Here is a 13,130-nt window from a genome sequence, read left to right on the forward strand (position 1 = left end):
GGTCAAGGCTGAAATCGCATCAGGGCGTTCTGTATCTGTGCCTCAATCTCTGGTTCCAGCTCTTTCTGTCCATGAACCTGAAAAGACTTTGAGATCTGGAATTTACGATTGCAGCGAAGCCCGCCTTTATTGAACAGTTCCTCGACTTGCTCCATGGCTCTCATTGGGTTTCTGCAAACCGCGTCATAAGAGAGAGACAGAAGTCGATCAGAGTCACCCAAGTATTTCAAAATCGCCTTATGACTTAAAGCCACTTGAGCACAGGCTTGGGTTACAGGATCACAATCCATGTATTTCTCCCACCCTTCCGGTTGAGCCGAAAACCATTCTTTGGAATCCGGCCCTTTCCTTATCTTCCTCCATTTCAGGATGGATCTGACATTATCCTTCCAGTTCCTTTCGATATTTATGAAGACCGCGTTGGGGAAAAACTCGATCAATCTGGGCAGTTCACTGTGAAAGTGAAGATACTTGATAACCATCGGTCGCCCGAGAATATTGCACATCGCAGACAGTTTCGTCTGTATTTCCGGTCTGGAGATTCCCTTTCCCGCATGCGTGTGCGGTGCAAAATAAGGCATCCAATAACGCCATATACGCCCATCTTCACTGGGCGCAGCATTCCCAGGCAATTCTCCAAAGGTGCTGTCAAAGGACCCTTTCCTGCGCTTAATGGCATTCCTGTATATCCAAGTCGCGGCAACGGGGGCACGATAAAGCCGTTGGGCTATGTTCGGAAAATAAGCACATTCAAATTCTGCCGTAATCATCTCATACAACAGAGTTGTTCCGGAGCGTGGAGGACCAAATACAAAACAGATATCGCAGTCAGTTTCGTTGGCCCGGTAGGTCAACATTTTTTCCAGCGGCCAAAAAGAGAGTACCGCAACCGTATTGAGATGCTTTGTGAGATAATTCCTGTGCCCAAAGGACGTGGTGGATTTCTGTTCCATTAATTTACTCTCGTATTAGCTCATGAAGGCCACTCTGCAACGCCTTCAAACGACAGGATGGTCGATTCGATCAGGTAGCGACTTAATGGTAAGCCGCTCAGATTTCGAAGGATACCCAGCACGGAGCACCGGTCGGATCAAGCCTCTCAGCGTCCTGGAAAAATACATTTCATACTTCTTCGACGATCATCTGGGATCCTTGTGATGCCATTTTGAATCGAAATACTTCTGCCTTTTCAAAATTTTAGCTTTTATCCAGTTCTTGAGGATATCTTTGAAATTCCCGGACAGATAGATCATTCTGTTGGAAATCTTGTGATGCTGCGGTACCCTTAGGGTGGGCGTCGGCTTAAACTCCGATTTGTATTTGTGGATATGTTTTAGTGGGTTGTCGGGATCATCAGGATTTCCGTAACCCTCGAGGTCAAAATAGCGACACCCCTTCTCACTGGCCCATTTCATGGCATCCAGCATGAGAAACGGCGAAATTCGAAGATTGTTGAGCTCCGCCAAGACCTCATCATCATGAACAGAATAGATGAAATGTGTGGTGTCCCGACTGCGGTGAAGCACGATTCCGGCCACAAACCGGCCACGGTGATAAATGACCCGTATGACCCCGAGATCACCGCCGCGATACACATGTTCAAAGGTCGTCATGAAGGCGTCTTGTCTTAGGGCACCTAATCCACGCTCTGTGCGATGGCAGTTCAATCTTGCAAGAAAATCTGCAGCATCGGCATCCTCCTGCAGCGCCACAACCTCCAAGTCCTCCTTTTCAGCCTTGCGAAGTTTGCGGCGGCATGTCTGAGAAAACTGGCTGGCAATATCCGAAGCCGTTCCGGTTATATCGACAATGCCCGTCAAACGCAGGTACCGAGGTTCCGACATGATCCAGCCGCGTCCCGCCAAGTGAGCGCCAAGCTCTTCGGCCTGCTCGTCCAGCCAGTAAGGCGTAACAGAGATACGCCCGACTTTCGCGAAAGCCTTGTGCCTTCGCACGCCTTCCATGAAGCTGACGAACACTGCCGGATCATCCGATACCGGGCCACTGAGGCTAATCGCATTCGTAAAAGCCCCGGGCAGAAATGGATGAGGCCGCAAGGTGAACAGACCAACGGCTTTGACCCCGCCATTTTCCCGGCCCAGAGCATATCGGACTTCGTTTCCTTCGGCCAGATCCACAGGACCGAATCGAGGATCTTGCCGGACATGCTGATGTACGGCATTTGATAAGAACCCATCCCACTCAGCCGTCAAGCGATCTGAAAGTGCGTCTTGGACTTCAATTTCCATTCGGACTATCTCTGTATTCAAGATTTTTCAGGAAGGGTTTGATGATTTTGTGCGGTGCGCCGTCAGTTTAGGATGAACTCGGACTTTAACTCAAACGGATATCTGGCAATACTGAAATCGATCAGTAAATTTTTGATGCAAAGAGTCAAATGCCCAAATATTCTATCGTCATCCCGGCATATAACTCAGGGGCGTTTCTGGCAGCCACCATTCAAAGCGCGTTGGCCCAGGATGTGGCGGATTGCGAGGTCATAGTTGTCGACGATGGCTCGACGGATAATAGCTTCAATGTAGCAAGCTCGTTCGCTGATGTTCTGACCATCCGTCAAGACAATGCCGGAGATTCAGCGGCTCGAAACACTGGTCTTTCCCGGGCCACCGGTGACTTTGTTCTTTTCCTTGATCACGACGACGTGTTGCACGGCAACGCAATTGCCCTGCATGCCGCCGCTTTCGAAGGCAGGCCCGAAATTGACATGGTGTTCGGCTCCAATCTGCAGATATCAGAGACGGATGAGATACTGAGGGAGAACCGACAGGCCGTTCGTCAGTTTTCCGGTCGGGATGTCGCGATGAACACGACACCGTCCTTTTCCCAATGCATGTACCGAAAATCGGCGCTGGACCGGATTGGCGGGTTCCGCCCCGAAGCGTTGAACTGCGCCGATCATGACCTGAACATCCGCCTGCTGGGCGATCGCATGGCAGGATTCTGTCATGGCGAACTGGTCATGTCCTATCGCAAACATCAGGGCCAGCAGACCCGATCCCCATCAAAACTCTATACCAATCATGCGCGGGTTCTGAGACGTCATTTCGGCCCCGGCGGGTTTCTGGAAGATCCGAATTACCTCGCGCGGACACTCAAACGCTGGAAAACCTATTACGGTCAGGCCATGCCGGGTGAAGTGGTGCGGTTGCTGCAACAAGCCCGGCTCGGCGATGCCCTGCGCTGCTTCGGTGTGTTTCTTGGGGCGCAGCCCTATTCCGGTTTGGGTGCGCTGCGATACCTGCCCAGACGGCTGGTGAAACGTTGGACGTGATTTATCTTTTGAAAAGGACCCTAAGAGCATGGCCGGAATGAATTTGTTTTCGGAGGAACTCTCCCTCCTGAGACCTTTTTAAGAGAAAGACGTCTTATGGTGAGGTTGCTATTGCCAATTCATGAAGATGCGAGGCTGTTTCAAATTACGAATCCTGTTTCGTAGAGCCTTGGTACGAACCCTGAGTTGTGGCATCTGTGCCTCGTGGGTCTCCACGAATATCGTTTTGACCATGTCCTTTTCTGGTGCGTCAAGGAGCCGTTCAAGTACATCAAGCTCTGCACCCTCGATATCCATCTTCAGAATCTCAATTGGGCCACTGACCTCACGCAAAAAACGGCAGATATCAATCATTTCGACCTGGAAAGCTTCCGGTTCTCCTAATCCCCAGCTTTCCGAGTAATAGGCTGATGTGCCTTGGGACCGGATTTCCCGGTTAGCTTCGAATGTTGGATCGCGATAAAGTTTAAGTACACCATCTTTTGAGCCAATGGCCTTGTTCAAAAGTATGGCCCGTTCATTCTGCCCTAAGTGCTCTTCAAGTTGGGAAAACGACCAAGGATCTGGTTCAAAAGCATAGACGCGCCCAACCTTGGTAAGCAGCACCTCGGTGATCTTACCGACATTCGCACCAAGATCGATGCAGGTTGCGTCCCGATCAAGCTTGGCCAACTCCTCGTCAAATATACGCCGCGTTTTTTTCAGTCGCACTTTGCGCAGCGCCCAATAAAACCGCGAGTCGCTCTTGGCACCAAGACTGCCGGGGGTCAAACGCAGTATGCTAAAGACACCAATTTTCAGATAGTTTTCAATCATATATAAAGATTCGCTTTCTCGTCATCCTTGAAACTGAGCGCTAAAATCACGCACAAACCTTCGATGATGATTTTATCATGAATAATACAGAGTAGAGAAAGAGTTTTTAGCACTCACCCTAGATGGCGTACAAACCATTAAGTACCTGATTTTTTTTTACCCGCTAAGGTCGCATTTTCTTTCCCGTTGACAGGAGTTTCAATAGATACTGTAAGGACGTGGAAATCCGATTGTAAATGGAAGTGAGGAACGTCACATCATTATCTCTGATCGGTATAAATTCGTCTTCATTCATATCCCGAAATGCGCCGGAACGACGGTACGCAACCTCCTTGGGCAGTTCGATGATACAGAAGGCAAGTACAAGTCCAGAGTGCATCATCATCCTGAACTTGGCCGCCTCGACTACACGCATTTACCGTTGGAGGTGATGCGCCGTGTTTGTCCGGAAGACTTGGAAAAAGTCAGAAACTACCACTCATTTACCCTGATCCGAGATCCCAAGACCCGCTTCATGTCTGCCCTGTCGCAACGGCTCAAGATGTACAGCACGCGCGAATTGGCGCAGCGCGACAGAGATGATGTGAACCGTCTGGCGCGTCAGGTCGTCGAAACCCTTCAGGAACCGGGTGCAACACATCGTCCGGAGTTCATCCATTTTGCCCGGCAATCGGAATTCATCTTTTGTGACGGCGAACAGCTGGTGAAGGCGATTTACCCAACATCCCGGGTGGGTGATGTGATTCAGGAGGTCAGTCACCTGACCGGTGAAGATCTGGGGCCGGTTGGCAACGATAATACGACAATGGTTTTCAGGCGTGACGCTTTCCGGGTTCTGGCTGTTGCAGGCAAGTGGGTTGGCGAACGGACCCTAGGGCCGGAAAGAACGCGCTCAGCACGAAAAGCCTTGCGACAGATCTTGATGAAACCACTCCATAGCAGTCCTGAAATCTACATGCTCAGCGATGATGTCGTAGATTTTGTACAGGACTTCTACGCGCAGGATTTTGAACTTTATGCGAAGGTGACGGGAACCTTCGAACCACCCTCCGCGAGACCTTAGCCATGTCAGAAGCCTCGATAACGGACAGGCCCTCCCAAGTCCACGCGGCGGCCAGTTTCAAACTGCCCTTGCCGGCGGTTCTGTTTGTCGTGGGGCTAGTTATTCCTCTTTTCATATATATCGGGCCGATGCGGCTGTCGGTCTATCGGATAGTTCTGCTGATCTTCCTGTTTCCGGCGATCATCACTTTGTTCAGTGGTAAAGTCGGCAAAATTCGAACGCCCGACATTGCTATCATTCTGATCTGCATCTGGTCTTCGCTCGCGTACTTCGTCGTGCATGGAATTGCGCCCATGATCGAGCGGGTTGGTATTTTGTGGGTGGAGACCTGGGGCGCGTATCTGATCGCTCGGGTGTATATTAGGACACCCGAGGCGTTTCTGAAGATGTCGAGGCTCTTCTTCCTGATTGCGCTTGTACTTCTCCCTACAACATTGATTGAGCTGCAAACGGGCCAGAATATCGTGCTCGAGTTCTTTGATAAATTCGGGGATAGCTATACGGACAAACCCAAGGAACGGCGCCTGGGGTTTGATCGTGTCCAGGGGCCGTTTAGCCATCCGATCCATTTTGGAGTATTCTTCGGTGCTTTGATCGGATTGGTTTTCTACGTGATCGGCTATCGTGCCTCGTGGATCGGACGAGGGATACGAACAATCTTGATTACGTTCATCGGGTCCGCCACCCTGTCTTCCGGTCCCCTCGCAGCGATCACCGCCCAAGTCTTTTTCATCTCTTGGGACAGGATACTTTATGCGCTCAGATCCCGATGGAAACTGCTCATCTTTCTAACGGTCATCGCCTACATAGCGATTGATCTTTACTCGAACCGCTCGCCCTTCGAGGTCTTCATTTCATATTTCGCCATGAATGGCGGCACGGCCTACAACCGTATCATTATCTGGGTCTGGGGGACAAAGAGTATTTGGGAGAACCCGATCTTCGGGATCGGGACAAGCGGTGATTGGGAGAGACCGTTTTTCGTGAACTCGTCCAGCGTCGACATGTTCTGGATCGTGCCCGGGATGGCCAATGGGATTCCAGCCTGGGCCCTTTGGTTCATTCTGTTCTTCAGTATATTCGTTCCCGTCGCCCGTCGTAAGATCCAGAGTGACCGGGTGCACAATTATCGGATGGGGTACCTTTGTTCGATGATGGGTCTCTTTGCTGTCGGATGGACAGTGCACTTTTGGGACTCGATTTATGTGTTGCTCGTGTTTCTAATCGCGAGCGGGGTCTGGATATTAGATTGGAGGGATGATCAGGATCAATCTGATCCGGATCATACAGACCACAAGGAAAACAGGCAAAGCGAGCTCCCCTATTCGAGGTTCACACGGCGAGGCGTGCAGCCAACAAAGCCACAATCTTAGAAAGGTCCGATCGTGTCAGACCGGGGGACAAGGGCAGAGACAGGGCGCTATTCTTGAGAACTATGGCGTCTTCCGCCATAGACCAATCGAGCCCTTGGTGAAATCCTGCCCACCAAGCTGTGACGTCCACACCAACGGCTTGCAACTCAGATACAATACGATCGCGGTCGGGTATCAGAACTGGCATTGAATGCGGACATATATCGTGTGGCAACTCTTGGATAAGCGGCTCGGCTTCGGGAACCCGGACGAGCAGCTCCTGGTATATCTGCCAGTTTCGGCGCCGCTGCTGGATAGCTGCATCCAGATCGGTACGTTGAATGGTCTTGGCGACAAGACGGCTCATGCGTCTGCCTCTCAGATCCGGATCGAAATAATAATGGCCGGGGATATCCTGCTTTTTACCTGACAATTGGATGATCTGATCGGTTGATGTTTTGATGAGAGCACGTTTCGCCTGTCTCAAGCGGTCGATCCCAATGAGAGCGCCAAGAATTCGCCGCGCCATGAATTTGAATTCTGTGCGACGAAGAGGGGGTCGGTCGAACGTTGGGGCTGAGGGCAGATCGCCTGCATTGATCACCAACGCACTGCCGCCTGGAGTAGAAAAAAACTTGTGAAAGCAAAAGAATGAGACATCTCCGATCCGACCCGCAGCGGGGCGCGATCCACTCAACAGGCTAAGGGCACAATCTTCCATCAGGCGCAAACCGTTAATATCGCAGAGTGCCCTGATCTCAGCCAATTTTGGCTGTAGAAAACCAAAGTAATGGGTGACATAGACGGCCCGCGTCCGTGGCGAAATACGCCTGGCTATCGCATCTGGATCTGCAACGAGATCTCGCCCCACCGGATAGATGGTTACACTCAGTCCTGCATGCAGAAGGGGGTCAATTTCTGATCCGCAATTGTAAGCTGGCACAAGAACCTCGTCCCCCGGGGTGAGTCCCAAAGCATCACAGGCAACGCGGATGGCTGTCCGAGTGTTGAAGGAAAAATGCACATGACGACCTATGAACAGATCCTGAACCCGGCTAGGGGCTGCAGCATCCACAGAGGTCTCATCACGGGGATCCTTGCCCGAAGCACAAGATGGGATGGGTGGACATAGATCAGGTTCAGTCATCGAAAGCCCCTAGAAAGTGTGAAATAAGAACTCAGTACACACGTTATTTCATTGCTGGAAGGCGCGCGATCGCCGTGGCTATTGCGACACCCTTGTAGGTGAAGAAGAATTGAACCAAACTTGAAATGAGCATATTCAAAAAACAACCATACGGTCGCACGGGAGAATTTATGCATCGGTCGCTCGAAATGGGGGACACGCGCTGTGATGTATCAATCATTATAGTCAGTTGGAACACGCGGGACATTTTGCGGGACTGCTTGATGTCCATAGCCCGTGAGACACAATCTTCCCATGAAGTCATCGTGGTCGATAACGCATCGACCGACGGCACCCAAGACATGCTCGGGGAAGGTTTCCCTGATATCACGCTCATCGCCAATGCTGAAAATGTTGGCTTTGCCGCTGCCAATAATCAGGGTCTCAAGATCGCCAAGGGTGCAAAACTCCTGCTTTTGAACCCGGATACAATTATTCTGGACCAAGCGATCGACCGAATGGTCAAATGGCTTGATATGTATCCCGATGTTGGCTGTGTCGGCTGTCAGGTCTGGGAGGACGAAGAGACAATCCAGCACACCTGTTTTGCGGAACCCCATCCTTTCAACTTGGCAATCGGAGAATTCAACCTGTATCGGCTTGCCCGCTGGCTCCCGATTTTCGGACGGCCAGAGTATACCGGCTGGGACAGAAAGGAAGCCCGGCAGGTTGATGTGGTCTCGGGCATGTTCATGCTTGTACCGCGAACGGTCTTCGAATCCGTCGGTCTTATGGATGAGGCCTTTTTTGTTTATTCAGAAGAGGCTGACTGGTGCCGCCGCATACGCGATGCTGGCTGGCTTTGTGTCTTTGCACCGGTGGCACGAATTTTACACCTGGATGGTGGTTCGAAGAGCACCGTACAAATCCGGTCTCGGATGTATGTCCAGATGCAAAAGAGCAAGATGATATATATCCGAAAACACTACGGACGCATTGGAGAATGGAGCGTGCGCACGGTTTTTGTAACGGGGGCGCTGATGCGCGGGAGTGTTTTTGGGGGGTTGAGTTTGGTGCGACCTAGCGCGGAAGCCAAAGCAAAGATCAGGTTGGCGAAGGCGGCTTTGCTTTACCATTTGGTCGGTCGCGAACCTGTATCATGAATTATACCGTGACCTCATTGACAGAAGACGTCAAATCAGAGCTGGAAAGCGCGGCTCTGATTGATCAGACGGGTGCCGAAATCTACTTCACCGACGCTTGGCTTGCCGCTTGGTGGAAACATTACGGAAAGTCTTTCGCGCCTAGCCGCCAGTCTGCAACTTTGGTCGTGCGTAATAGTGGGAAAATTATAGCGGTTCTTCCGTTTTACACCGAGCGTTTCTGGTTGGGGCCTATCCCGGTGCGATTGGCACGGCTTGCCGGAGTGGATCCGAATTTTGCCATTTTGAACTTGCCTGTGGCTGAGGGGAATGCGGCTACCGTTTTCGAGGCTGTCTTACCTCACCTGACCACCACTTTGAAATGTGACGCGATAAGCTTTTCGCCTATCTCGGAGCGGTCGGCACAATTGACGGCATTGCGATCCGCCGTCGCCGCAAGCACTGAAGTCGTGCTTTGTCGCGATCGTAGTCAGAGACATCATACGTTGATGGATTTGCCCGAAACTTTTGAAAAGTTTTTTGCAAGTCTTTCGAAAAGTCGCCGCCGTGAACACAATCGGGATGTCAAGAGATTGACCGAAATGGATTCTCTTGAGACACGCGAGTCAACATCGGAAACCGTACAAGCCGCGATGTGCCGGTTTGTTGCTCAACACACGACACAGTGGGAAACGAAGGGCAAAGGCGGACATTTTGCAGACTGGCCTCAGGCGGAGGCTTTTTACCGGGACCTCCTGGAACATCTGTCGCCAACGGGTCAGGCTGGCCTTGACGAACTGTGGTTAGGCAAGACACTCCTCTCCAGCCAACTCCGGTATTCTCAGGGCACAAAAGCCTATTGGTGGCTGAACGCCCGATCGACGGCGCCTGAATTCGCCAAGATCGGGCTTGGGCGGGTTGGCCTGGTTGAACGGATCGGCGATTTGCTGCGGGCCGGGATCCGAACCATCGACGCGGGGGCGGGTGACTATGAATACAAGCTCGCCTATGGTGGTGAACTGGTCCCAATCCACGATCTTCTCATCAGCAGGAGAAGTCCTCTTGCACGTGGCCGGGTAAAGATGCTCATGATTTGGGCAGATGTTCTACATCTGCTTTATTATCGACTTTGGTTTCTGAAAATCGCCCCAAAGTTTGGATTTGGCTCTCGGCCCCTATGGCGCGCTTGGATTCGCAGCCGGTTCTAGGAAAACAGGATGCTCACCGTGCGCAACATACCTGCCGAAGCCTGGCCCCAAGTGACGGCGGGCTTCAAAGATCTGACATACGAACAGACACTCACATATGGCGTGGCAGCGGCGCACAGGATTGGCGCCAAGGCTGAGTTCGTGATTTTAGAGAGAGATGATCGGCCCGTGGCAGCTGCTTGCATTCGGATCAAGACGCTGCCTGGACTGGGGCGCGGCATTGCCTGGATTGCTTCGGGGCCTCTCACGCAGCCTGGCACAGGTCCAAATCATGACTTTGGTTCGATACTCACAACACTTCGGGATCACGTCTGCGAAAAGAACAGCCATATTCTCAGGTTTCGTCCACCCGCTTCTGCAGGACGTGATACTGCAGCGTTGAGCGAACAAGCTCTGAATTCCGGCTTTGTTGTAACGGATCGCGCGGCGGCCTATCGCACAGTCGTGATAGACCTCAAACCGGGCGAAGAGGCGCTCATGCGGGGTTTGAACGGCAAATGGCGCAACGCTCTTCGGAACGCCTTGAAGAACGGGATCAAACTGGACCGAGGTCCGATGTCAGAGCTCTCGGGGCGCTTCGCGGCGCTCTATGATGCCGTGCAGTCGGCCAAGGGATTTCAGCCCGATATCCCCCCCGATTTCTACTACACTCTGCATGGGCCGGATTTCGACCATGACATTCTGATCGCACATCAAGACGGCAAGGATCTGGCCACGATCACGGTTGGTCGGGCAGGGCGGAGAATGGTCTATCTTTTCGGTGCGACCCCGGCGGCCGGACGACGGTTGAACGCCGGTTATTTCGTCATGTGGAATGCGATTCTGATGGGCCTTGCCGAGGGCATGGAGACGTTCGATTTGGGCGGAATAGACGAAGACAGCAACCCGGATGTTGCCAGATTCAAGCGCAGGACGGGGGGGGCAGAGATAGTGGCTCCGGGACCGTTCCAGACACAACCCGCCGGTCCGGTGCCGCATCTGATCCTGATGGCCGAAGCATTGCGAAAGCGGGTGAAGAGGTAGACGTCCTGACCGGGCCCTCAACGCGGGGCCGCCCAAAGGCGAAGTTTTGCAGCTTCGCCCGGCGATGCCGGGCTTTGCACGTCTTTCACCAGCAGATCACGTGCAGCATCGACCAGTTTCAGCGCCCCTTTCCAGCTCAGGTGATCACCGTCTCGAAAAAGCAATGTCTTTCCGTCAAACAGGGGGCAGAGGCGCTCGTTACAGATATTCTGGAATAGTGGCCGATATTGAACATTCGGAAATTTATCTGCAATATCAAGGAGAACACGTTCATAGCCACTGCGTTGCTCGGCGTAATCCGTTAGCGGAAGGCCAAGTTTCGAAAAATCGTCAAAACGCAGCCGTCGAAGGTTATCACGCATGTAAAGAGCAGACCCTGACGGCACATCATCGAGTAGTATGATGCGTAGCTTGGAAAAGCGCATGGCAAAGCGTGCAAGAGCATTGCGAGTCGCTGTCGCGTTGTAAGCCGTGCCGGAGCCTTCATACTCGTCATCAACCCACACGTCTCCCTTATGTCGATACGTGTAGCCGGTCATCTGGTGCAGCCAGTAGCGAGTGACAATCAGCGTCTCAATCGAAGGCCGAGCGTCGATAAATGCGATAAGCGCCTCGATCGCATCCGACTCGAGCTGCCCCAGTAGCCGTATGCCAGGCAATGGTAGTGGCACAAACCCGGAATCGGTGAACTGATAGCCTGAAAGCCCCAAATCAGCAGACGCTGTGAAAATTGCCGGGCTGAATGCGTCAGCATGACTGTCACCGGTCAGAATAAAGCTTGGGGTAGAGTCCTTTGCTCCGCGAACACAAACGTCATTTGCACTGGCGCGTGCTGCTGTGACGAAATGGCAGTCTCTACGATCATGCAAGAAATTTAAAGGGTTTGCCAAAGCGAGAAGTTCAGGGCTTGTCCGGTTTGGAAAACCTTCGAGCTTCCACATTGTCAAACCGATGCCGATCGACGCGGCAAACACACCAGCCGATGCCGCCACGATCATCCGGCTTCCGACACGCTTGCGGTTTCGCATCGGTTTTTCGACGTAACGCCATGACACGTAGGATAGCGCGAACGACAACAGAACGCAGATGATCCCCATCTGTGGGGTCAGTTCTCCAAACTGGTAATATGCCATGGAAATCAACGGCCAATGCCAGAGATAAAGCGAATAGGACAGCTTGCCCACGAAAACCATCGGGGCAAGAGAAAGAAACCTGGTGCTCAGACTGCGGCTATTGTCTCCGATCGCGATCAACGTGGCCGCCCCCAAACAGGGAGGCAGGGCAGCAAGACCCGGAAAGGGGGTTTCGGCACTGTAGCGGATTGCCGGCCAGAAGATTGCTGCGAGGCCAAGGATTGCGAGCAACTGCGTGATCCAGAGCGGAAGTCGTGATGACTTCCACCACCCCTGCCAGATTGCCATCGCCAAAAGGGACCCGATCAGCAATTCCCAAGCGCGGAGGTGAGGCAGGTAAAAGGCGGCTTCCGACGCAACCCCTACGGTGACGGCAGCCGCCAGAAACGATCCAAGCGCTAGCATAAATACAGCCGCAACCACCCGCCGAGCGCATGTGAGGCGAAAAAGTGCCAAGAGAAGTACCGGAAAGAAGATATAATACTGCTCTTCGACGCCCAATGACCATGTGTGCAGCAGGGGCTCGAGTTCTGCTGCTTCCGTGAAATATCCTTCTTGCCTGTAGAACCAGAGATTGCCTGCAAATACAGTTGTGGAGACAAGCGACTTTGCATAATTTTCAAGATCGAATGAAACCATGATGAAAGTTGCGGTAACCGTTGTGGCGGCAAGCACTACGAAAAGCGCAGGAAACAGGCGCCGCATACGTCGTTCATAAAAGCGCCAGATTGAAAATTGCTGATCGTTGATTTCAACAATGAGCAAATGGGTGATCAGAAAGCCTGAAATCACAAAGAATACGTCAACGCCCACGAACCCACCCGGCAGTCCCAAGCCAGCATGGGACACAATAACCGGCATGACGGCGATGGTTCTTAGCCCGTCAATATCTCGTCTATAAATCACTGCGCTCTGTCTCCTGATAGAATATACAAAAAATAGTCCTGCAATCTGGCCGAGTCTGTAGTTTTATTG

11 protein-coding genes are annotated in these 13,130 nt (G+C 52.2%); 6 read left to right on the plus strand and 5 right to left on the minus strand.

All coding sequences use genetic code 11. The annotated features are described in order from the left end of the window. Positions 1-2 precede the first annotated feature (2 nt). On the minus strand, positions 3-953 hold the full coding sequence (locus RID11_RS13875) for a sulfotransferase (RefSeq protein WP_350140180.1): 951 nt from the start codon (positions 951-953) through the stop codon (positions 3-5). A 186-nt stretch (positions 954-1,139) separates the two neighbouring features. Further along, positions 1,140-2,249: a lipid II:glycine glycyltransferase FemX gene (locus tag RID11_RS13880; RefSeq protein ID WP_350140182.1), complete on the minus strand. Its 1,110-nt coding sequence runs from the start codon at positions 2,247-2,249 to the stop codon at positions 1,140-1,142. Positions 2,250-2,398: 149 nt separating this feature from the next. Here RID11_RS13880 and RID11_RS13885 point away from each other — a divergent pair, with 149 nt between their 5' ends. After that, positions 2,399-3,292 (plus strand): glycosyltransferase family 2 protein, encoded by an 894-nt coding sequence (locus tag RID11_RS13885; protein WP_350140184.1) that lies wholly within the window; start codon positions 2,399-2,401, stop codon positions 3,290-3,292. A 108-nt stretch (positions 3,293-3,400) separates the two neighbouring features. Here the strand turns inward: RID11_RS13885 and RID11_RS13890 are convergent, their stop codons facing one another. After that, a complete protein-coding gene (locus RID11_RS13890) occupies positions 3,401-4,108 on the minus strand; it encodes an FkbM family methyltransferase (protein ID WP_350140186.1) in 708 nt (235 codons plus the stop codon). A 262-nt stretch (positions 4,109-4,370) separates the two neighbouring features. Between RID11_RS13890 and RID11_RS13895 the strand changes: the two genes are divergently transcribed. Further along, on the plus strand, positions 4,371-5,171 hold the full coding sequence (locus RID11_RS13895) for a sulfotransferase family 2 domain-containing protein (RefSeq protein WP_350140282.1): 801 nt from the start codon (positions 4,371-4,373) through the stop codon (positions 5,169-5,171). A gap of 2 nt (positions 5,172-5,173) precedes the next feature. Continuing rightward, positions 5,174-6,544 carry an O-antigen ligase family protein gene (locus tag RID11_RS13900; protein WP_350140188.1) on the plus strand — a complete coding sequence of 457 codons (1,371 nt, stop codon included), beginning with the start codon at positions 5,174-5,176 and terminating at the stop codon, positions 6,542-6,544. Here RID11_RS13900 and RID11_RS13905 read toward each other — a convergent pair. Next, positions 6,504-7,670: a DegT/DnrJ/EryC1/StrS family aminotransferase gene (locus tag RID11_RS13905; protein WP_350140190.1), complete on the minus strand. Its 1,167-nt coding sequence runs from the start codon at positions 7,668-7,670 to the stop codon at positions 6,504-6,506. The two genes, RID11_RS13900 and RID11_RS13905, sit on opposite strands and share 41 nt — an antisense overlap. A 125-nt stretch (positions 7,671-7,795) precedes the next feature. Here RID11_RS13905 and RID11_RS13910 point away from each other — a divergent pair, with 125 nt between their 5' ends. Genes RID11_RS13910 through RID11_RS13920 form a run of 3 tightly spaced genes read left to right on the plus strand, consistent with a single transcriptional unit; the run spans position 7,796 to position 11,022 of the window. Further along, positions 7,796-8,812: a glycosyltransferase family 2 protein gene (locus RID11_RS13910; RefSeq protein ID WP_350140192.1), complete on the plus strand. Its 1,017-nt coding sequence runs from the start codon at positions 7,796-7,798 to the stop codon at positions 8,810-8,812. Then, positions 8,809-9,999 (plus strand): GNAT family N-acetyltransferase, encoded by a 1,191-nt coding sequence (locus RID11_RS13915; protein WP_350140195.1) that lies wholly within the window; start codon positions 8,809-8,811, stop codon positions 9,997-9,999. The genes RID11_RS13910 and RID11_RS13915 overlap by 4 nt, the downstream gene beginning before the upstream one ends. Positions 10,000-10,008: 9 nt before the next feature. Beyond that, positions 10,009-11,022 carry a lipid II:glycine glycyltransferase FemX gene (locus RID11_RS13920; protein WP_350140197.1) on the plus strand — a complete coding sequence of 338 codons (1,014 nt, stop codon included), beginning with the start codon at positions 10,009-10,011 and terminating at the stop codon, positions 11,020-11,022. A gap of 17 nt (positions 11,023-11,039) precedes the next feature. Here RID11_RS13920 and RID11_RS13925 read toward each other — a convergent pair whose 3' ends face one another. Further along, complete coding sequence (locus RID11_RS13925; RefSeq protein WP_350140199.1) at positions 11,040-13,061, minus strand: acyltransferase family protein; 2,022 nt, start codon at positions 13,059-13,061, stop codon at positions 11,040-11,042. Positions 13,062-13,130 lie beyond the last annotated feature (69 nt).

This window comes from Roseovarius sp. (assembly GCF_040219995.1).
Classification (GTDB): Bacteria; Pseudomonadota; Alphaproteobacteria; order Rhodobacterales; family Rhodobacteraceae; genus Roseovarius.